Origin of the sequence: Colwellia sp. PAMC 20917 (genome assembly GCF_001767295.1) — a bacterium.
GTDB lineage: Bacteria > Pseudomonadota > Gammaproteobacteria > Enterobacterales > Alteromonadaceae > Colwellia_A.
In genome coordinates this window covers 4,193,049-4,214,611 of record NZ_CP014944.1, presented here as the reverse complement: position 1 = coordinate 4,214,611, position 21,563 = coordinate 4,193,049, and the positions used below count along the sequence as shown (strand labels likewise).

The window sequence follows — 21,563 nt, the reverse complement described above, 5'->3', positions numbered from 1 at the left end:
AAATGAAGCCAACAAGTAAAACCAACAATAAATTAATACTAATGCTGACGTTGATCGGATTATCAGCATGCTCATCTCAATATACCGTTTCAACAAATTTGGACAAAGGAAATTTTCAAACATATTTCAGCCATGCACAGGTAAAAATTTTTCAAGATGAGAGTGAATTTCCTGGCCGTTATAAACTTATTGGCTTAGTTGAAGGTGAAGATTGTCAGGCAAAAAGTCATCATGCCTTACCTGATAAAATAGCGGCAAGAACTGAAGCGCGTAGACAAGCAGCTCAGCAACAAGCGAATGCGATAATTTTTAGCGGTTGCGCGCTGATTGATGACGACCAAGCAAATAAGCAATGTAATGCAACCCTTGTCTGCTATGGTATTGCTTATCAAGTTGAACCGCTTAAAAAGATTAACTAATGACTGTATCACCTGAAAACCAGGTAACCTTCAACTATATTGGTCGCGTTAATTCTCCCTACAAAGAAAAATTCGCTATTCCTCGTCAACCGGGTCTAGTGAGTGCAGCACAAGGCTCAATTTTATTGCTTGATGATGCCAATAACGAAGAGTTACTTCGTGGCATTGAGCAATTTAGTCACCTGTGGATATTGTTTATATTTCATGGTACGCAACGCCAAGGTTGGAAACCGCTCGTGAGACCACCTCGCTTGGGAGGAAATAAAAAACTGGGGGTATTAGCCACTCGCTCTACATTCAGACCTAACCCAATTGGCATGTCGGTAGTAAAGTTAGAGGGTATTACGCAAAACAACAAACAAACTGTTATTAATATTTCTGGACTAGACCTGCTTGATCAAACGCCCGTTGTTGATATTAAACCTTATATTCCCTACTCTGATAGTATTGATAATGCACAGGCCGGCTTTGCACAACAACAACCCTTGCAAGCGTTAACCACCAAGTTTTCTCAGCAAGCACAAGATGATATGCAAAAGTATCAACGAGAGTATCCAGAGCTAGCACTTTTTATTGAACAAGTCTTAACGCAGGACCCTAGGCCCGCTTATAAAAAGCGACAAGGCGATGATAAAATCTATGGCATGAAACTCTATAATTTAAATATATGCTGGCAAGTAAATTTAAATAATGAAATGTATGTGCTGTCAATAAATAAAGTTGATGATTAACTTTAAAACACACTCAGCAACTCAATATAAAAAGGTCAGCAGAGCTGACCTTTAACATTCAAATAAATGACCACTTTAACTAAGAAAATTTAGTGGTGATGACCGCCAGCGCCATGTGCGTGACCATGTTCAATTTCTTCATCTGTAGCAGCACGTACATCAATGACGTCTAAGTCAAAGGTTAATACCATACCAGCAAGGGGTGGGTTAATATCAACCGTGATCATAAACTTGCCCGCTTTAACAATAGTCACTTGACGTTGACCTTGCTCGGTTTCAACAGAAGCTGTCATGCCAGCTTGCCATTTAGTGGTCCCTTGACCGTCTTGTAGATGTTTTGCTGGAACACGTTGGATCATATCTTCTTTACGCTCACCGTAAGTATCTTCTGGTTGTAGCGTAACTGAAAATTTGTTGCCTACTTCTTTACCCACTAAGGCATTTTCAACACCGACTAACATATTTTTATAGCCATGAAGATAGGCTAAAGGATCACCCGCGTATGATGATTCAATTTCATTGCCAGCTTCATCTTTTAAGGTGTAGTGAAATTGAACAACGGTTTTATCTGCAATTTTCATTTTAAATCCAATTTAATTAATACAATAATAATTTTCTGCGAGTGTAGCAAAAACAGACGCTAGCCACTATGCCCAAAGTAATAAAATAACCACACTAACAATAATTAATAACATGCCTAGGTATTCAATTCGACTAATACGCTCCTTAAAAATTCGATAAGTTAACAATAAAGTAATAAAAAACTCTACTTGCCCTAGTGCCTTCACATAGGCTGCATTTTCAAAACTAGCGGCAGTAAACCAACCAATTGAACCAATAACGCTGGTGATACCAACAAATAAACACATACGCCAATGTTTAGCCATTAAGGTAAGTTGCTTTCTATCTTTTAAACTAAGGTGAACTACCCCGCGACTTCGCTTCGCTCTGATCACGGGGCTTCTGCAATCTAGCTTTTGATAACTAGGCTGCTTCTTTTTTCTCAGATCCCACACCAAACTTTGATTGCTCAAAGACTTTCATTTTAGAAGCTGATTTCTGCTGAAATTTGGGCAACGCCCTAGCTAATATCCCATTAGCTATTAACTCTTTTTCGCCTGTGTCTGCAACAGATTTAGCTGCTGCTAAATCTCTGCACTGTACTAATCCACAGCTCTCACAGGAAAATTCTCTCACACTCAAATCGAATTTATGCTCATACTTACATCCATAGCAAATGCCGGAAGATTTCACAAACCGACCAATTTCATGGTAAACAACGCCATTTAATTCAGCCTTATACCTGGTTAATTCAGTGATCATTCCCATCACATTATCATTCACCATCTGGCCATTAAATTGCTGCATTCCTTTCACGTTTAAATCCTCAAACACGATAATATCGCTACTCTTGGCTATCGAGCATGATACTTCGTGAGCGAACGCTAGGCGTTGGCTAGAGATTTTCCCGTGAATTTTGTTTAAACGTGATTTTGTTTTGTGCCAGCGATTCGAACCTTTCTTACGACGGCTCAACTGGACTTGAATTTGTTTTAATTTCGTTGATGACTTCTTCAAAACTTTCGGGTTTTCAACGTACAGACCATTTGAGCCGACAACCGTATAGTGGCTGTTGATGTCATAGCCCACAAGTGTTGATAGCACTTGCTTTTTACTCTTGCACTCAACTTTTTGAGTCAGTGAAACGTACCACTTCCCGTGCCTCATCTTGAAGGTTGCTGACTTGATTTTACTTTTAAGTTTACGATGAAGTGCAATTTTAACCGTACCAATTTTTGGAATAGTGATGCCGTTATTTTCCAGTCTTATATTTTCATTCGTATTGACCGAGCGGTAGCTATCATCGTGAAGTTTCTTCTGCTTAAAGCTGACCTTGAAAGTCGGAAACTTTTGAACCCTGCCTTTATTGAATGAATTCTTTAGTGCTGTTTCAAGGTCACGAGCCACTTGTTGTGAAGCCGCAGAGTCAAAATCTTTGAGCCATGAGAATTCATCGAACATTTTTAAATCTTTTATCAGCGATGCCATTTCATTGTAAAAAAGAAATGTTTTATCGTACCGATATCGACGCATATTTTCAGATAGCAACAAGTTCCATACGCCACGGGCGTATGCTCCAAACTCAACGAGTTTGACTTCTTGTTCTGCCGTCGGCTTGAGCCGATAATTGTATCTGATCGTCTTTTTCATATACTGTATAGACTACTGTACAAGCCGAGATTGTCAAGTGGAATATCAAACGAATTCACATTGTAAGCACCTAATTGCTCTGCATTTAATTCTCGTGGTTAAATATCGAAAGCAACTACTTTTTGGCGATATGGGAGAGTTTGTAAAGCAGGCTGTTTTAGACATATCAGATAGCTCTGACTTTTCAGTTGAGGAGATTGAAGTAGACAAGGATCACATCCATATACTTCTGATGATTTCTCCAAGATATACCATTGGGCAACATGTTAGAAGGATTAAGCAGCAGACAAATAAGTTGATTTGGAAGAGGTATCCAAGCCTGAAAAAGCAGTTTTGGATTGAGAATACTTTCTGGTCTGATGGATATTTTGTTTGTTCTGTCGGCAATGCTTCCGCTGATACAATTCGCAAATACATTAAAGAAAAAGGATAGTTTATCGATTCATCCCCGCGACTTTCGCTTCGCTCGGATCACTGGGTTTTATCGACAGGTTCGATAAATAATTGATATGACGGACTGTACGCCAACCATAAACAACAAAGTAACAGCGGCACTAACCATTAAATCTGTGTTTAAGGCCAAGCTTGACTCTCTAATTAATAAGGTCGTAATGGCTAAGGCTAAGCCTGAAGATAAGCCAAAACCAGCGCCAGGGTTTTTAAAAATATCAGTAACGGTAAATTTTACTTTTGAGACAATTAACACGCCTATCACACCAATAAAAACAGATAACCACGCTAGCAATGATAAGGAAACTGAAAAGAACAAGGCTCCCACGACAGCAACTTGAATAGCTTCAGTTTTAGCTAAACTTGTTGCTACCGCAAAATTACGATATTTAAAGGCCGCAACCAAACAAAAAGTCCCAATAATCTGCATCAGACAAGCAATAAGCGCGTACATAAGAAAATGACGGTTAAGCACAGGTAAAGACACTGATCGCTGTTCGGTAATAAAGAGCAAATATATAAAAGCAAAAGGCAGCGCATAGATATAGCGCACACCTGTCGTCGCCATCGCACTTAAATGTCCCGATAGCTTCTTTTGTCCAGCGGTGCGAATAGCCTGCATAACAGCGGCAAGTAAAGTGAAATAAACCCAGAGTTCTAAAGAGAAGAAAGAAAAGTCCAAAATCAATCCTAATGATGAAAACGACCAGCAAAATAATGTTAGATAAAGGCAATAAAAAGCCTTTTATGCTTTATGTTACTAATTAATATTGATAATGTTTAAATTTGAAATTCAAAGCAACCTTAAAACTATGACAGAACAGCTACCGATCGCTATTATGCCGGGTAACGATTTAATGGAAAAGTTTACTCAGATAAAGTCAGTGTGTAATAAGCTTGAAGCACAATTTAATTTTCAAACATTAACCGCAAATTGGTATGGTGATGAAAATAATATTTTATTAATCAGTCTCTATCTAGAAAATCAGCAATTTGTTGATGAAGAGATAACTAAAGCTCATCAGGGAGAGATTAGCTATTTTGCTGATGATGTTTTTAGTGTTTACCAAAAAGAATATCAACAGGTAAAATGTTTTATTGCGATAACGCCAGCTGAGTTAATTCTGTTAGCGCAAGAGAAAAAATTATTACCTCGCTATATTCAAGTAAAACTGCATAAGGTACTGAATTTAATTGCCAATAAGTTAACGCTACCCCATATATAAGCAAGTGTAAGAAATAGCGTTAAACCATTGAACTCGTCAGTTAAAGACTATTCACTATGTCTTTAACCAATTCAGGACCTTGGTATATAAAGCCAGTATAAACTTGTACTAATTTAGCACCCGCGGCTATTTTCTCTTGTGCATCACGGCCACTCGAAATACCGCCAACACCGATTATAGGTAATTTATTATCTAGGGCTATTGCCAATAAACGAATAACCTCGGTACTTTTTTCTTTTACTGGCTCACCACTGAGACCCCCCTGCTCTTCTCCATGCTCTAAGCCAACCACACCTTCACGTGAAAGTGTGGTGTTAGTGGCAATAACGCCATCAATATTATTGTTGATCAAACATTGGGCAATCGATTCAATCTCTTCTTTGCTTAAATCTGGTGCTATTTTTACGGCTAACGGTACATATTTACTATGCAGTTCGGTCAGTACTTTTTGTTCCGCTTTAAGCGCGGCTAATAGCTCATTTAATGCATCACCATATTGTAATGAACGTAAACCTGGCGTATTTGGCGATGAGATATTTATGGTGATGTAGGTTGCGTAGTTATAAACTTTACGCATACAAATAAGATAATCGTCTTTAGCTTGATCATCTGGGGTATCTTTATTTTTACCAATATTAATACCCAGCACGCCTTTAAAATTTGCTTTACGTACTTGATCAATTAAGTAATCAACGCCTTTGTTATTAAAGCCCATGCGGTTTATAACTGCATTTGCTGTCGGTAAACGGAAAATACGCGGTTTTGGGTTACCCGGTTGTGGCTTAGGTGTCACAGTTCCTATCTCAACAAAGCCAAATCCCATGGCATCAAACGCGTTAATGCATTCGCCATTTTTATCTAATCCAGCCGCTAAACCAACAGGATTAGGAAAGATAATACCCATGGCTTCGACTGGTTTATCAGTAATGTTTTGTTTATAAAGTAAATTTAATGGTGTTGAACCCGATGCTTTAAAGCCTTTTATCGTCAGCTCATGAATAGCTTCAGGATCAAACTTGAATAATACTTTACGAATTGCGGAATAAAACATATTGCCTCTGGACGGATAAGTTAACGCGAAAAAACTTTAATCAAAATCGACAACGACCTAAAAAAAATCCCCACTTAGTAGTGAGGATTTTATCAGTTAAATCAATCTCGTTAAAGCTTGATTAATGGCTTTGACTTATTTTGCTGGATCGCAATTTAAACTCAGTAACATTAACTCTCTTAGCGCAACAGAGAACTTTGCAAACTCATGCGTGCGACCAATTCTAAAGTCAGCTAATATTTGGTTCCAACGCTCAAGTGGTTGAGCATTCGTCTTAATCCAGTTATTAAGTAAGTCTTCAATTTCAGGTTGTTCAACACCACAATCGCAGTGTAAAACGACTTGTGCTAATGAACGCTGCTGCCAATCAAGTTCCTCTCTAAATGAAGCTCTAGCAAGCGCTTGCCAGTGATTAGATACTGGTTGGCTAGTGATTTGATCTAAGAACCAATGCAAGTCTAAACGAACACCTAGTTTGAAGTATAAGTCAGCAACTAATTCAATTGGACGATTATCCGCTATTGAAATATCAGCAATATCCATTACCGGGAATAATGAACTTAACTGTGAAATACGTTTTGCGATTTTCACTGGAACGCCTGTTCCAACTAGATCTGTTTCAACACGTTGTAGTTGTTCAACTTCTGCGGTTACTAATAACTTATCTAAATTTTTGGCTAAATTTTCAAACGTTGGGCGATACATAGCGATTGTTTCAGCAATACCTAACGCTTTATTACGATGGCGTAAGAACCAACGTGTTGCTCGTCGTACCGTACGGCGCATTTGAAATAACATTTCAGTTTGAATAGAAGTCGAAATTTTATTATCTAATTCGGTAATTTCGTTCCAAATAGTTGATAACTCAAAAACTTCACTGGCCATAACATAACAATTGGCGATTTCAGCAACCGTTGCACCTGTTTCTTCATGCATGCGATTAACAAAATTGAAACCCATATCGTTACCAATATCATTGGCTAATTTTGTCGCTATAATTTCAGCACGCAGAGGATGCAGTTGCATTTGTTCTTGATACTTAACCTGTAATTGTGGAGGGAAAGCTTCAAGTAATAAACGATTGTGATAAGGGTTATCCGTGATACCTGGACAAACCAAATCTTCTTTTAAGACCATTTTACCATAGGCAAGTAGCACTGAAAGTTCTGGGCGAGTTAAGCCTTGACCTTTAGATAAACGCTCAGAAATTTCATCATCCGTTGGAATAAACTCTAAAGCACGATCTAATTTACCCGCTTTTTCTAAGCCGTGAATAAAACGCTCTTGCTCTTTTAGTTGTTTGACGCCACGCATTGCCGTAATAGACAATGAATGGGTTTGACGATAACAATCTTCTATAACAATTTTACCGACATCATCAGTCATATCATAAAGTAACTGATTACGTTGTTTAACGGTTAAGTCACCATTTTGTACTAAACTGTTTAATAATATTTTAATGTTAACTTCATTATCAGAACAATCAACACCGCCGGCATTATCAACAGCATCGGTATTGATTCGTCCGCCACGTAAACCAAACTCAACACGACCCAGTTGGGTGAAACCTAAGTTACCACCCTCACCAACAACTTTCGCTTGTAATTCTTTGCCATTGATACGCAATGAGTCGTTCGCTCTGTCGCCAACATCAAGATGGCTTTCTTTTGAACTTTTAACATACGTACCAATACCACCATTCCACAACAAATCCACTTTCATTTTCAAAATGGCTTGCATTAAATCAATTGGTGACATGGTTTGTTTTTGCGTACCGAGCATTTTCTTAATTTGTGGTGTTAACTTGATAGATTTCACATGACGGCTGAAAATCGCGCCACCTTCAGAAATTAATTCTTTGTTATAATCTTCCCAAGTACAGCCCGGCATATTAAATAAACGTTCACGCTCTACATAAGAGCTTGCTGCGTCGGGATTAGGGTCAATAAAAATATGCATATGGTTAAATGCGGCTTGTAAACGGATGTGCTTTGACAACAACATACCATTACCAAATACATCACCTGCCATGTCACCAATAGCAATACAGGTGAAATCAGTTGTTTGACAATCAATATCCATTTCGCGAAAATGACGTTTAACAGACTCCCAAGCGCCTTTAGCCGTAATACCCATCGCTTTATGGTCATAACCAACACTACCACCAGAAGCGAACGCATCGCCCATCCAGAAGTTATATTCATCGGAAATCGCATTAGCAGTATCTGAGAAGGTTGCCGTGCCTTTATCGGCAGCAACAACCAAATAAGCGTCATCGTCATCAAGACGAACAACATTCAGTGGTGGCACAATAACGCCATCAATAATGTTGTCGGTGATATCTAACAAACCACGAATGAAGGTACGGTAACATTCTTTACCTGCTTCAAATATTTCTTGTCTAGTACCGCCTACAGGGAGTTGCTTACAAACAAAACCACCTTTAGCGCCCACAGGAACAATAACCGTATTTTTAACTTGTTGAGCTTTTACTAAGCCTAAGACCTCAGTGCGGAAATCTTCTTGTCTGTCTGACCAACGTAAACCACCACGGGCGACTTTACCGCCACGTAAATGAACACCTTCAAGTTGTGGTGAATAAACAAATATTTCAAATTCAGGAAGTGGCAGTGGTACGTCACTTATCTGGCGAGGTAAGATCTTAAATGAAATGTAAGATTTTTGACCTGTGATCGGATGAGGTTGAAAATAGTTAGTACGAATGGTGGCACTGATCATTTCAACAAAACGGCGGATAATACGGTCATCATCTAAGTTAGCGACATTATCAAGAGATTTTTCAATATCAGCACTGACTTTATTTAACGCTTTTTCTGAAATTTTCGTCATTGGATTAAAGCGGAAAATAAAGAATTTAATCAGTAATTCGGCAATATTGGGGTAACGAGCAAAAGTATCTTCGATATAATTTTGGCTAAAGGTACCGCCAATTTGACGCTCATATCGTGCATAAGCACGGATAATAGAAACTTCGCGACCACCAAGCTCGGCACCTAAAATTAAACGGTTAAAACCATCATCTTCTAAATCACCCGCCCAAACTTTTGCAAAGGCGTCTTGGAACAAGTTTTGTACTATTTCAAGGGTGAACTTACCTTGTCCGGTCAGTAACATCGAAAAGTCTAAGATCCAACAATGTTCACCCGTTAATGTTTTAACTAAGTAAGGGCTTTCACCAATAACGCGTAAACCGAAGTTTTCAAGGATAGGTAAAATATCTGACAAGTGAATGGGGTCGCCAGTATGGAACAATTTTAATTTTACGTGGCGGCTGTTAGCACTTTCTTCTTGTGGTTGATAAAACAACATTTCCAGCGGATTTTCTGCTGATAACGACTCAAGTTTTTCAATATCAACGATTGCCGTACCCGGTAACACTTCATCTTTGTAAGATTGTGGAAAACTACAGTATTTACGACTTAATGTTTTACCTTTAGCTTCACCTTTATGAGAGTTCAGAGATGCTGCGAGTTTATCATCCCAGCTTCTTGCTGCTTCATTTAAGTTCTTTTCAATTTGTTTCACGTTGATATCTGCTTTAGTTGATTTAACACGAACAATATAGTGGGTACGCGCTTGTGCTGATTCAGAAAAGTAAGTGGTAAACTCGACTTCTTGACCGCTACCAAATGCTTCTTTGAGTAACTTTTGGGTATTAACACGTAATTCAGTGTTATAACGTTCTCTGGGCACATAGACCATACAAGAGTAGAAACGATCAAAGGCATCACGGCGAACAAAGAGTCCAGAGTAATCACGTTCTTGCATTTGGAAAATGCCTAAAACATTTTTTAATAATTCATCTGTGCTACTTTGTAATATTTCGTCACGTGGGTAAGTTTCTAAAATATTAATCATCGCTTTATACGCGTGAGTACCACGAGCAAAACCAGAGCTTTCACAAACGGTGGTTACTCTAGACTTTATTAACGGTAAATCTAAGGCACTATTGGTATAATAAGCAGAGCCAAATAAACCAACAAAGCGTTCCTCACCAATAACATTACCTTTAGCATCGAAACGTTTTACGCCAATATAATCTAAGTGGGCAGGACGATGTACGCGTGACCGAGAATTGGTTTTGGTCAAAATTAACGGGTTAACCCCTAAAGCAAGCTCACGAGCAGAACTAGATAATGTTGAGATTAAGCGCTCTACTGTGCCATCAGAGCGCTTCATTAATCCTAAACTTGATTCAACATTGGCCGAGAGTGCCATATCACCTGTTAAGGTTTTAACATTGTATGAACGATAGCCTAATAGAGTGAAGTTATCGTTTAACATCCACTTTAAGAACTCTAGTGCGTCATCATGATCATTGATTGAACAAGGTAACTTTGCTTCGGCTGTTTCGGTGATCACTTCACCAAGACGGGCACGCATGGCTTGCCAATCATCAACCGTTATCGCAATGTCATTAACCACTGAATGAAGCTCTTTGGTTATTTTATCAAGGACTTTTTGATCGGTTTGACGGTCAACTTCAATAAAGAAAACAGCGACAGCCGTTGCCGATTTTAACGATTTATTAGCGGCTGCCGATAAACGTGTAATTTGATTTTTGTCATCACGAATAATATTAATAGGACTATTTAACATTAAATGCGGTGATAAGCCTAAACGGTTAAGGGCAATTCGCAATGAATCAACAAGAAATGGCATATCGGCGATAATGACTTCGATAATAGTATGACTTGATTTCCAGCCATGCTTAGAAACTTGAGGATTAAAAACTTTAATCACCGGTGCATTATTTTGGTGACCATTTAACGAATTCCACAGACTTAACGTCGCACCGTACATATCACTATCGTTACGATGCTCTAAATCAAGCGTAGAAATATTGCTATAAAGGAGCTCTGCAAACTGCTCAACGAGCGGAGCTGTCTTAGCGGGAACTTTTTGCTGAATTAACTGTGCTACATTCGAGAGTATCACTGAGGGTAAACCGTCTACTAACGCCATGCCGTTTTCCTTTTTGGATAAAACGCTGTTGTACTGAATCATTTCAAAATTGATTATTTAAAACAATTAACAGGGTAATTTGTATAATTTTTTATATAAATATTTATTATTGTCTAAAAGAATAGACTATATATGCGATTTTATTAAGAATTTTAGGCTATTGCGAGGAATATTTTACTATTTATGGTGATTAATTATTTACAGCGGCTTGTCAAAATTACTGAGAGTAATTGTTTATTCACTTGTTATAAATAGAAAATGACCTTTCGGTCATTTTCTTGTTTATTTATGCAGGTTTAACGTATTAACCTTATTTCTTATTAGGCCATAAAAAAGCAGCAATAGCAGGTAGGACCAGTACTGCAGCGATCATATTCACCAAGAACATGAAGGTTAAGAGTATTCCCATATCGACTTGAAATTTCAAATCTGACCAAAACCAGGTTGAAACGCCAATCGCTAAAGTAACACCGGTTATTAATACCGCACTGCCTCGCTCTTTCAAAGCGAGTAAATAAGCTTCTTGAACTTGGTAACCCTCACGCAATTTTATACTCATCGTTGATAAGATATAAATACCGTAATCGACACCAATACCAACACCTAAAGCAATAACCGGAAGTGTAGAAACCGTTAGGCCAATATCAAGTGCGGTCATTAACCATTGCGCTAACGTTGACACGACATAAAGCGGCACGATAACGACAATCGTGGCACGCACACTTCTAAAGCTAATGAAACACAATAAAGTTACCGCGCCGTAAACGTAAAGCATCATCGGCGTTTGCGCTTCAGCAACCGCTTCATTAGTCGCTGCCATAACACCAACAGGGCCAGAGGCAAGTTTAAACTTAACCTCGTCTGTTTCTAATGCCTGAGTAACAACTTTTACTTTATCAACAACTCGATTAATGGTTTCAGCTTTGTGATCTTCTAAGAAAAGAATCACGGGCATAACACTACAATCACTGTTCAATAGGCCACTTGTTGAAGGTATTCGGGCAATTGATTGCACTAATGTTTGTTGGTTGCGAGATAGAACACGCCATCTAGCATTACCTTCGTTATAACCAGCATTCACAATTTTAGCAACTGACGCTAAACTGATTGCTGATTGCACACCAGCCGTATTTTCCATCTGCCATTGAAAGGTATCTATTAAGTCCATTGTCTCGTAAAAAGTACATGAATCAGCAGGGCTTTCAACGATCACTGACATATAATCAACACTGATAGCGTAACGGTCAGTAATTAAAAAAGTGTCTTGATTATAACGTGATGTCTCATGTAAAGATGGAGCGCCCGCATGAAGCTCTCCTATTTTCATGTCTTGTGAGTAATAGTATCCAGCAGCATATAAAACAGCGGTTATAACAAGTATAACTGTTGCAATTCGCTTGGTGGCAAACGAAGACATTACATCCCAGACAGTGACTTTGTTCTTATCTGCTATTTTAGGCTCAACTTTAGGGACATGAATAAAGGAAACCAATAAAGGGAGTAAAATTAAATTGGTTAAAATAATCATCGCAACACCCAGAGATGCAGTAATAGCCAATTCACGAATAATACCGATATCAATAGAAAGTAACGTTAAGAAACCGACCGTATCAGACAGCAAGGCGATACCGCCTGGTATCAACAACAAGCGAAAGCTCATTTGTGCGGCTTCTTTGGATGTTGCTCCCTTACTAACCAGTTTGGAGACCGAGTTAATCATTTGTACGCCATGGCTGACACCAATGGCAAACACTAAGAACGGCACTAGAATCGACATCGGATCGAGCCCAAACCCTAAAGTAGATAACATCCCTAATTGCCAAACAACGGCAACCAGCGAACATGCTATGGGTAAAAGGGTTAGAGAAATAGAACGACAAAACCAAAAAACCATCAGCGTGGTAATAACAATTGCAATGGCAAAGAAAGCAACAACGCCTTTCGCGCCCTCAGCAACATCGCCAACCATCTTACTAAAACCAATAATATGGATACTGATATTATCTTTTTCGAATTTTCCTCTAATTTGCTGCTCAAGTTGCTCAGCAATAACAAGTGTATCTAAGCGTGCCCCTGTTTGTGGGTCTGTATCCATTAAGGACGCTTTAACCATGGCACAACTGTAATCGTCAGCAACGATACTACCAACGATACCTGCTTTCTCAATATTGGCTTTAACAACAGCTAAACCTTGTGAGTCAGGCTGAAAATTTGCCGGGATAACCGGACCACCGGCAAAACCGTCTTCAACAATTTCAACAAAACGGGTACTCGGTGAATATAATGATTTAACTTGAATACGGTCAACACCAGGAATGAAAAATAACTGATCATGAACACCCTTTAGCGCGCCAAAGAAAGATTCATTAAAAATATCTCCTTCTGTGTCACAAACTGAGATAAGCACGTTATTAGCGCCACCAAAGTTTTCTCGATATTCAAGATACGTTTTCATGTAGGTATGATTAAGGGGAATGTGCTTTTCAAAAGCCGCATCAAGCTTTATTTGGCTCGCTTGAAAAACAAGAAAAATACTGGCTAGTACGAAAGCAACAAGCACCATGACTCTTTTACGGAACATGGTGGCTTCGATAACATTAATAAGGGATTCTATTTTCATTTAATTTACTTCATCTGCTTCAGTGGAATTGGCGGTAATAGTATTTATCGATTTACTTTTATTTTAACTTAGTCAGTGCAATGACTTTAAGACCAACTTCAGAAACGATGACTAACTGGTTATTAAACCAAACACCGCTAATTAACGCTTTACCGTCAGCTTGAATATTTAAAGAGAAGCTAACGCCATCATCGTCACTTTTTAAAATAACACCATTATTTCCTAAGACAAAAATACTACCGTTATCACCGAGCACTATCGAATTTAATAAGGCTTGGGTTTTGGTGTTAATATGTTGCCAAGGTGTGCCACTTTTTAAACTGCGAAAAATATTACCGCGCAAACCAACAACTAATAAATTTCCTTGCTGAGTGCGAGCAATGTCATTGAATGAACCTTGATATATTTTATCAAACGGCAACCATTTGTTGGCAAAATCATTGCTTTTAGCAATTAAACCTACTTCGCCAACCATATAAAGCGTACGACCGTCTTTAAAGATACTATTGAAGTGGGCAAGTATACTGCCTTGCTCATCTAAATAAGCCTCTTCATCTTGTTCTTTTAATTCTTCTAAGTAAGCGAGGTCTTCAGGGAATAGAAATTCACCATGAAATTCAAATGCCCAATTTTCACCACCATCACTGGTGCGATATTGCTGACCATATGCGCCTATCGCTATGCCTTCGTTTTTATCCTTGAACATAATATCGAGTAAAGGTTTTTGCTTAGCGGGTAAATGTTGTTGTACTTGCCAATTTTCGCCGCCATCACTAGAAAATAATATGGTGGCGTCATGTCCGACAGCCCAACCATGAGTAGCATCAATAAAATAGACTGCCGTTAAGGTAGAACGAACGGGAACGTTAGCTTGACGCCATGTAATTGCGTCGCTTGAAAGTAAAATATGACCACGTTCACCTACAGCGACAAGCTGCTTATCGTTGATTTTGAAAATATCAAGCATAAGTGATTTACTGGCTAAAGGTGCTTGAATAGCAGGAAGTTGCTGCGAAAAAGCATTAAGGAAGAATAAAGCGCTAAAAAGGAAAGCCAACAGACGTTGCATAAAGAAGAATTCTCATTCGTTAATAAATAATTAAAGTGTTACTTTTATCACATCATCCATGACATTGTTAAAGTTTCTTATCTTTTAAAGTATAACGGCTGAGCGTTGTCAGCCGTTATAAATGTTTAAAACCTAGCGGTTATCTGCGTCCTTCACGTCTTAATGCAGAAGAAGTAAATGATATATCATCTAACTCAGCTGAAAAGTCATACATTTTAGCTTCATTATCTAAGCCCATTGCTATGTAGCGACGAGACTGTAAATCATGGAACACTTCAAGTGTAGACCATTGTGTAGGAACTTCGTAATAATTCAAACCATGGGCAACACCAACACGATATAACTCGTCACGGTTATCGTAAATATCGGTTACCGCAATTTGCCAGCTATCTTCATCAATAAAGAAAACACGTTTTTTGTAAGTATGGCGTGTATCTGATTTTAAGTTAGCTTCGACAACCCATACACGATGTTTTTCATAACGAACATGTTCTGGGTTAATGTGACCTGGCATTAAAATATCCGCATATTTTAATGAGTCGCTGTGTAAACGATAATCATTGTAAGGGATCAATAATTCCTGCTTCCCTTTTAATGTCCAGTTGTAACGGTTTGGTGCGCCGTTAAACATGTCGAAATCATCTGTGGTACGTAATCCATCAGACGCTGTACCTGGCGTGTCATAAGCAACATTCGGTGCACGGCGAACACGACGTTGTCCGGTGTTGTATGTCCAAGCTTGGCGTGGTGTTTGTATTTGGTTCATTGTTTCATGAACTAATAATGCGGTACCCGCTAAACGTGCTGGTTCAGTTACTTTTTGCTTAAACTTAAACAAAATATTAGTTTCTTTAAGTTTATCTGCTGAAGCACCTTTAACCCCATATGGGATCATTAGCTGATCGTCAAAACCTAAATAAGTATAATCACCAGAAGCGGTGGGAGCTGCTTGACCCCCTTCTCGTGTTAAAGATTCACCACGATAACGTAAAATGTGATTCCAAATAGCTTCTAAGCCATCTTGTGGTACCGGAAATGGGATACCAACAGCCGCGTTAACAATACCATTACCGCCTTCAACTAATTCTGTACGTCCGGCATTATCAATACTTGCTTGATAAACATGCTCAGGGTAAGAAGCTGAACGTCTTGATTGATAAACATTCATTTTATAAGTATCAGGGTATGTTTCAAATAACTTGACCTGACCCGGCGTTAACATGGCTTTATATTCACCCACATTAGCAGCAGTGATCGTGTATTTTACTTTGTCGGTAGAAAATGGATCTATATGGTGATCACCAACGGTATAGCCAGCAGGAACAGAAGTAATACCACCGTTCCATGCAGGAATAGAACCGTCTTTATTGGCTGCACGTACTGCGCCAATCGGTGTTAATTCTTTACTTAACTTTGCGACCTCAGTCGATGAAACTTTAGCTAAAGTTGCTGTTGACACAATAGCCAAACTTACTGCAACTGAGGCTAATGTTAATTTTTTTAGTGAATTTTTCATAATATTGCTCATTAACTTAGCCCTTATATAGAATATTTAATGCTGAATGAAATGTAATCGCGATCTGCTATTTGATTGGTTGTACCTACGCCATCCCAAAAACCGTTATAGTTAATGTCTGCTGACCAGCGACTTTGGTAATTAAAGTTAATACCTAAAGCCACAGACTTACGTTTTTCAACAAATAAGAATAATGGATCTGGTGTCGTACCTTTAACATCATGAGAGAAGACCACACGTGGTGAAATGTTAATACCAGCGATAACGTTATTAAAGTCTAACTTAGCAATTGCACGGTAACCCCAAGCAAATGCGTCTGGGAACGGGTTAGTTTCAACACCGTCCTGAACCGCCATTTCTAAACCTTCTTTACCGGCAATGCCACCGTTACGTGCAGTACCTGGACCATTTAATCGTAATACGTCTTGGTCAGGCATATCTTGCAGGTTAATACCACCCACTTCAACTAATGTTGTTAACTGGCTGGCGCCAAATGAAGGACCCCAAAGATGCGTTAGCGTTGTTTGTGCTTGCAAAGTATCTGATAGAACAAAACCATCAGCATGTTCGCCGCCCTGGAATATTGGCATTTGAGAAATACCATCAAGCTCAGTGCGACCTTGATCATTCGCTAATTGCTGAGGCATCGCCGCAAACAATAACTCAACATCGTCAATTTGCAACGGTTCATCTTGGCGGTAAGTAATTTCACCGGCAACAGAAGTTGTGCCTAATACGGTGTTAAAGCTCATCGCATAAACTTTAATATCTTCTACATAATCAAGTTCTACACGAGAGAATGCTTTCAAATTTGTATAATTTTCTTCAGTAATAGCGCCTGAAAGTAACATACCAATATCATGACCAATAGCTTCATTACTAAAATCAGCAGTAACACCAGCAAATATTGGGCGACGGCTATGGTAATTCATGTGGTAAAGACTGATTTCGGTGTCGTTGAAGTCAGGTAAAAACCATGATAAACGAAGACCATACTGACCACCATCTTCAGGTTCATTTTCTGCATCAGCTTGACGCAGTGTAACCTTCGTTGGAAAAGCGCCTAAATAGGCTGCGCCGATACTTTCAGCAGGAACAGCGCCAGCAGCAATAGCACCACTAAGGGTATTTAGACCTTCAATAAGATAATCTAAGTCCATATCAGGGTTACTACCAAAGCCTAATTGAACATTATTAAATTGACCACCGTCGCCAGCAAAGTCATTAGTTGAGAAGTAGCTACCCGGTGCTGGTAACACTGTTTTTTCCCAGTTGTACTGGTAGAAGGCTTCAATATTGAAATTCTCAGAAACACCGAGTGAACCCCAAATTGCACCAAAAGGAATAAAGGCTTCTTTTAATTCTGAGCCAGGAGCACGAAGACGAGCGATATCAACAGGGTTTAACTCACTAATACCGTGAGAGATTAAAGTACTTTCACCCCAGCTAATCACTTGTTGGCCGACACGAACAGAAAGCGGCATGTCACCTACAACGAAATCACCATAAACGAAAGCATCAAGTAATCTTACGTCATTACATAATTGATCACTTGCTTCACTGTCACGACAAGGGTCGTTTCTAACCTCTGATAAAGGATTAGTCCACGCTCGGATGCCTTCACTCATTTCAAAATCATAGAAATACATGCCACGAACGAACAAACCAAAGTTTTCATAACGAACTTCTAGTTCGTGTGAACCTTTGATTATCTGAGAAAAGGTATCACCGGCGTTATAGTTAAGGTTAGCGTTATCACCATTGGTTGAATAACCGCCTTTTCCATTCCATACCGTTGCTGGATCAGGATTTGGATTTAATGATGGATGATAATTACTAAAATCAAAACCATTATTAAAATTGTTTGATTTACCAACATTATCATTCCAGTTGCGATCTTCTACACGCCAACTTTGACCGTAACTAAACGTTGAATCAAAAGTAACGTCGAAGTTGCCTAATGTAAAATTCTCTGCTTGTGCTTGGCTTACTGTCGCTAAACAAACAAGCGCAGCGGTTATACTGGCAGCTAAAGGTTTTTTATAAAACCGATTGCGAGGGCTATATTTCATTTATTCTCTCCCCAGAGCGTGTAGATTATATTTTATTTTTATCATCGCTACTTACTATTTGAAATAAGTGGTCTAAAACAATAATTGCATCATTTTATCAATGGTGCAAGAGGTAAAAACAATTGATAATACCCCGTGTTTTAATGACTTCTAATCAATAAAAAGCGAATCAGACACTACTGTTTTAAACAAGCGTTTAAAACAAAAAATTCTTCATATAGATTTTAACAAGTAGTTACTTGTATTAAGTGTTACAGCGAAACAGGCCAATTGTCTTCAAACACATCAAATGGTCCGACCACTGTTTAAAGCTAATACTCTAATCATGTCATTTTTGTCACAGATAAAAATTTATTATTTTCAGTTTCTAGACAAAAAAGCCCCCTAATACCAGTAGATAATAAATATTTTCGCATATGCATTGCCGGAAATTGTACCCGCACTCCTTGAGTTGTAGTGACAACCATCTGCTGAGCTTTACCTTCATAATAAGGGAAAAACTCAGCAGTGGTCATATTTATTGAAAAGAAATATTTCATAAAAGAGTTAGCTCGCTAAGGCCGCATCAAGTTTTTCTTTTAAGTCTTTTGATAAGTTTTTAAGTGTAGTCAACTTCTCTAATTCTGCTCGCATCAATTCCTGTCTAGATAAATCAAAAGATCTAAATTGAATTAAAGGCGTAATGAGCCTTGAAGCCACCTGTGGGTTTATTTCATTCAACAAAGCGATTTGCTCAGCGAGAAACTGATAACCCTGGCCTGACTGACAATGAAAATAACGCGGATTATTAACGCTGAAGCTACCCACTAATGAACGTGCCCGATTTGGATTCTTTAAGCTAAATAACGGGTGAGTTAATAAGTTACCCAGTGAACTAAAAATATCTGCGCTAGATTGTTGAGCCGCAATACTAAACCACTTATCCATGACTAATGCTGTACTCTGCCATTTTTCTTCAAAATGCTGTAACTGCCCTGCTAAGTCAGCTGAGTTGTTGTCAGCTGAGCAGACTAATGCTGCCAGAGTATCCGTCATATTATCTGACGATTGATATTGCTCTACTACCTTGCTCTTTTGATGCTCAAGTAAAGAGAGGTAAGACAAACAAACATTTTTTAGTGCGCGTTGACCAACTTCTTTACCGCCATATATATAGGAGAACGATTTATTGTCAGTAAAGGCTTTCTCAAAACTTGCGGTTAAGCCGGTCACTAAAAACAACTTCACTGCGGCAATAGCATTGACTACTTTGATAGGATCAACCTCTGCTATTTCTGCGACAACTTCGTCAAAACTAGGCAGTGATAATTGTTCAGCTTTAAAGGAATTATCGGTATTTGCGTCAAAAATAGCTTGATAAGTCGTTAATAAACTCTGTGGCAGAACAAAGCTACTGTCATCGACTAACGCTTTAATATAATTCAACATCAATTGCTGACCAGCATCCCAACGACAAAACTCATCATCAGCAAAAGCCATAATGGTTGCCAGCTCTTTATCTGTTTGCTTAATCGTAAGCTTCACCGGCGCTGAAAAATCTGCCAATATCGCTAGCACAGGTTTAACAGCAAGATTGTCAAAGGTCCATGTTTGCTGCTCAGTGGTTAACTCAAGTAACTCACGTCGGATCACCTTATTGTTTTCGATAAGTTCAATAGCAACAGGAATATGTAATGCTTTACCCTCGCTACCATCTTTTTGATTTGGATTTTTCTGGGTCAAGGTTAATTGGTACTGTCCCTCTGAAAAAAGCTCATCTACAGATAATGTCGGTGTACCCGACTGATAGTACCAGCCTTTAAATAAATCAAGGTCAACACCCGAGGCATCTGACATCGCGTTAATAAAGTCATCACAGGTCACAGCCATACCATCGAAGCGAGCAAAATATAAGTCCATGCCTTTTCTAAACTTAACTTCTCCTAATAAGGTATTAATCATGCGGATGACTTCAGCACCTTTTTCATAAACGGTTAAGGTGTAAAAATTATTCATTTCTAGTACTTTTTCAGGACGAATAGGATGAGCCATCGGTCCCGCATCTTCAGCGAACTGTTTTGAACGCAGCAATCTCACGTTTTTAATACGGTTTACTGCAGCACTGTGCATGTCTGCGCTAAACTGCTGATCGCGAAATACTGTTAAACCTTCTTTTAGACTTAACTGGAACCAGTCGCGGCAAGTTACCCGATTACCCGTCCAGTTGTGAAAGTATTCATGACCGATCACAGCTTCAATATTAAAGAAATCAGTATCGGTGGCACTCTCATTATCTGCTAAAACAAATTTCGAATTAAAAACATTTAAGCCTTTATTTTCCATCGCCCCCATATTGAAGAAGTCGACAGCTACAATCATATAGATATCGAGGTCATAAACTAAACCAAAGGTTTCTTCATCCCAAAGCATCGATTTTTTTAGTGATGCCATAGCATGCTGAGCTTTAGGTAAGTTACCTTTATCAACAAATATTTCTAATGCCACATCGCGTTTATCTTGGGTGGTAAAGGTATCAACAAGTAAGTCAAAATCACCGGCAACTACAGCAAATAAATAACAAGGTTTTGGATGAGGGTCATACCAACAAGTAAAATGCTTCCCTTGTGGTAAATCACCCGCTGCAGTTTTATTGCCATTTGATAACAAATAAGGGTAACGCTTTTTATCAGCGATGACTTTGGTTGAAAAGATCGACATCACATCAGGACGATCTAGGTAATAGGTTATACGTCTAAAACCCTCGGCTTCACATTGTGTACAAAAAGCGCCGCCCGACTTAAATAATCCTTCGAGTGAGGTGTTATTAAGTGGGTCAATTTCAGTCACTATGGTTAGTATAAATTCATCAGCGCTAATATCTAGCGTTAACTGTGTGTCACTGACCTGATAATAACTTTCAGGTAAGTCTTGATGATCAATTTGTAGTGAAATAAGTTTCAATTGCTCGCCATCAAGCACTAATTGCTTAGCCTCTTTATTTTCACGTTTAATCGCCATAGTACTGGTTACTATGGTTGCCGTGTCAGCAAGTTCAAAGGTCAAATCGACGGTAGTAATAGAAAAATTTGAAACTTGGTAATCAGATAAATAGCGCGCGGTAAAATCAGTCATGAGGGTTTCCTTTTTGAAAATATAAAGCCTGCAAAAACAGGCTTTATATTATGTCGATATCAAGCGTAAATAAAGGATGAATATCCTCTTTTTATCGCAAT

Annotated in this window: 16 protein-coding genes; 4 read left to right on the top strand and 12 right to left on the bottom strand. The window is 38.7% G+C overall.

Features of this window, described 5'->3' with window-relative positions; translation table 11 throughout:
• Nucleotides 1-2 precede the first annotated feature (2 nt).
• Together rcsF and tsaA are read left to right on the top strand one after the other, a co-directional pair.
• Nucleotides 3-419 (top strand): Rcs stress response system protein RcsF, encoded by a 417-nt coding sequence (gene rcsF / locus A3Q34_RS18005; RefSeq protein ID WP_070376599.1) that lies wholly within the window; start codon nt 3-5, stop codon nt 417-419.
• Complete coding sequence (gene tsaA, locus A3Q34_RS18000) at nt 419-1,150, top strand: tRNA (N6-threonylcarbamoyladenosine(37)-N6)-methyltransferase TrmO (protein ID WP_070376598.1); 732 nt, start codon at nt 419-421, stop codon at nt 1,148-1,150. Before rcsF ends, tsaA begins: the two co-directional genes overlap by 1 nt.
• A gap of 89 nt (nt 1,151-1,239) precedes the next feature.
• Here tsaA and A3Q34_RS17995 read toward each other — a convergent pair whose 3' ends face one another.
• The 3 genes from A3Q34_RS17995 to A3Q34_RS17985 form a co-directional block, all read right to left on the bottom strand.
• Nucleotides 1,240-1,731, bottom strand: coding sequence for an FKBP-type peptidyl-prolyl cis-trans isomerase (locus tag A3Q34_RS17995; protein ID WP_070376597.1), 492 nt, complete (start codon nt 1,729-1,731; stop codon nt 1,240-1,242).
• A gap of 66 nt (nt 1,732-1,797) precedes the next feature.
• The gene (locus A3Q34_RS17990; protein ID WP_269447165.1) at nt 1,798-2,106 is read right to left on the bottom strand and encodes an EamA family transporter; all 309 of its coding nucleotides are present in this window, start codon (nt 2,104-2,106) and stop codon (nt 1,798-1,800) included.
• Nucleotides 2,107-2,134: 28 nt separating this feature from the next.
• Nucleotides 2,135-3,361: an RNA-guided endonuclease InsQ/TnpB family protein gene (locus A3Q34_RS17985; RefSeq protein ID WP_070376595.1), complete on the bottom strand. Its 1,227-nt coding sequence runs from the start codon at nt 3,359-3,361 to the stop codon at nt 2,135-2,137.
• Between the two features lie 37 nt (nt 3,362-3,398).
• On the opposite strand from A3Q34_RS17985, the gene tnpA reads away from it, so the two are divergent.
• Nucleotides 3,399-3,794, top strand: a complete 396-nt coding sequence (gene tnpA, locus A3Q34_RS17980) for an IS200/IS605 family transposase (RefSeq protein WP_083278085.1) — start codon at nt 3,399-3,401, stop codon at nt 3,792-3,794.
• Between the two features lie 48 nt (nt 3,795-3,842).
• Here tnpA and A3Q34_RS17975 read toward each other — a convergent pair whose 3' ends face one another.
• Complete coding sequence (locus A3Q34_RS17975; protein WP_070376594.1) at nt 3,843-4,493, bottom strand: EamA family transporter; 651 nt, start codon at nt 4,491-4,493, stop codon at nt 3,843-3,845.
• Nucleotides 4,494-4,623: 130 nt separating this feature from the next.
• Between A3Q34_RS17975 and A3Q34_RS17970 the strand changes: the two genes are divergently transcribed.
• Complete coding sequence (locus A3Q34_RS17970; protein WP_070377245.1) at nt 4,624-5,037, top strand: hypothetical protein; 414 nt, start codon at nt 4,624-4,626, stop codon at nt 5,035-5,037.
• Between the two features lie 40 nt (nt 5,038-5,077).
• On the opposite strand, the gene pyrD is transcribed toward A3Q34_RS17970, so the two are convergent.
• The 8 genes from pyrD to pepN form a co-directional block, all read right to left on the bottom strand.
• Entirely contained in the window at nt 5,078-6,088 is a 1,011-nt protein-coding gene (gene pyrD, locus A3Q34_RS17965; protein WP_070376593.1) for a quinone-dependent dihydroorotate dehydrogenase, read from the bottom strand.
• A 135-nt stretch (nt 6,089-6,223) separates the two neighbouring features.
• The gene (locus A3Q34_RS17960; protein ID WP_070376592.1) at nt 6,224-11,074 is read right to left on the bottom strand and encodes an NAD-glutamate dehydrogenase; all 4,851 of its coding nucleotides are present in this window, start codon (nt 11,072-11,074) and stop codon (nt 6,224-6,226) included.
• Between the two features lie 310 nt (nt 11,075-11,384).
• The gene (locus tag A3Q34_RS17955; RefSeq protein ID WP_070376591.1) at nt 11,385-13,694 is read right to left on the bottom strand and encodes an efflux RND transporter permease subunit; all 2,310 of its coding nucleotides are present in this window, start codon (nt 13,692-13,694) and stop codon (nt 11,385-11,387) included.
• A 58-nt stretch (nt 13,695-13,752) separates the two neighbouring features.
• Complete coding sequence (locus A3Q34_RS17950) at nt 13,753-14,763, bottom strand: WD40/YVTN/BNR-like repeat-containing protein (protein ID WP_070376590.1); 1,011 nt, start codon at nt 14,761-14,763, stop codon at nt 13,753-13,755.
• A 139-nt stretch (nt 14,764-14,902) separates the two neighbouring features.
• On the bottom strand, nt 14,903-16,279 hold the full coding sequence (locus tag A3Q34_RS17945; protein WP_070377244.1) for a DUF1329 domain-containing protein: 1,377 nt from the start codon (nt 16,277-16,279) through the stop codon (nt 14,903-14,905).
• Nucleotides 16,280-16,302: 23 nt separating this feature from the next.
• Nucleotides 16,303-18,351 (bottom strand): DUF1302 domain-containing protein, encoded by a 2,049-nt coding sequence (locus A3Q34_RS17940; RefSeq protein ID WP_070376589.1) that lies wholly within the window; start codon nt 18,349-18,351, stop codon nt 16,303-16,305.
• Between the two features lie 323 nt (nt 18,352-18,674).
• Complete coding sequence (locus tag A3Q34_RS17935; protein WP_070376588.1) at nt 18,675-18,890, bottom strand: DUF2835 family protein; 216 nt, start codon at nt 18,888-18,890, stop codon at nt 18,675-18,677.
• Nucleotides 18,891-18,897: 7 nt separating this feature from the next.
• The gene (pepN, locus tag A3Q34_RS17930; protein ID WP_070376587.1) at nt 18,898-21,462 is read right to left on the bottom strand and encodes an aminopeptidase N; all 2,565 of its coding nucleotides are present in this window, start codon (nt 21,460-21,462) and stop codon (nt 18,898-18,900) included.
• Nucleotides 21,463-21,563: the final 101 nt, after the last annotated feature.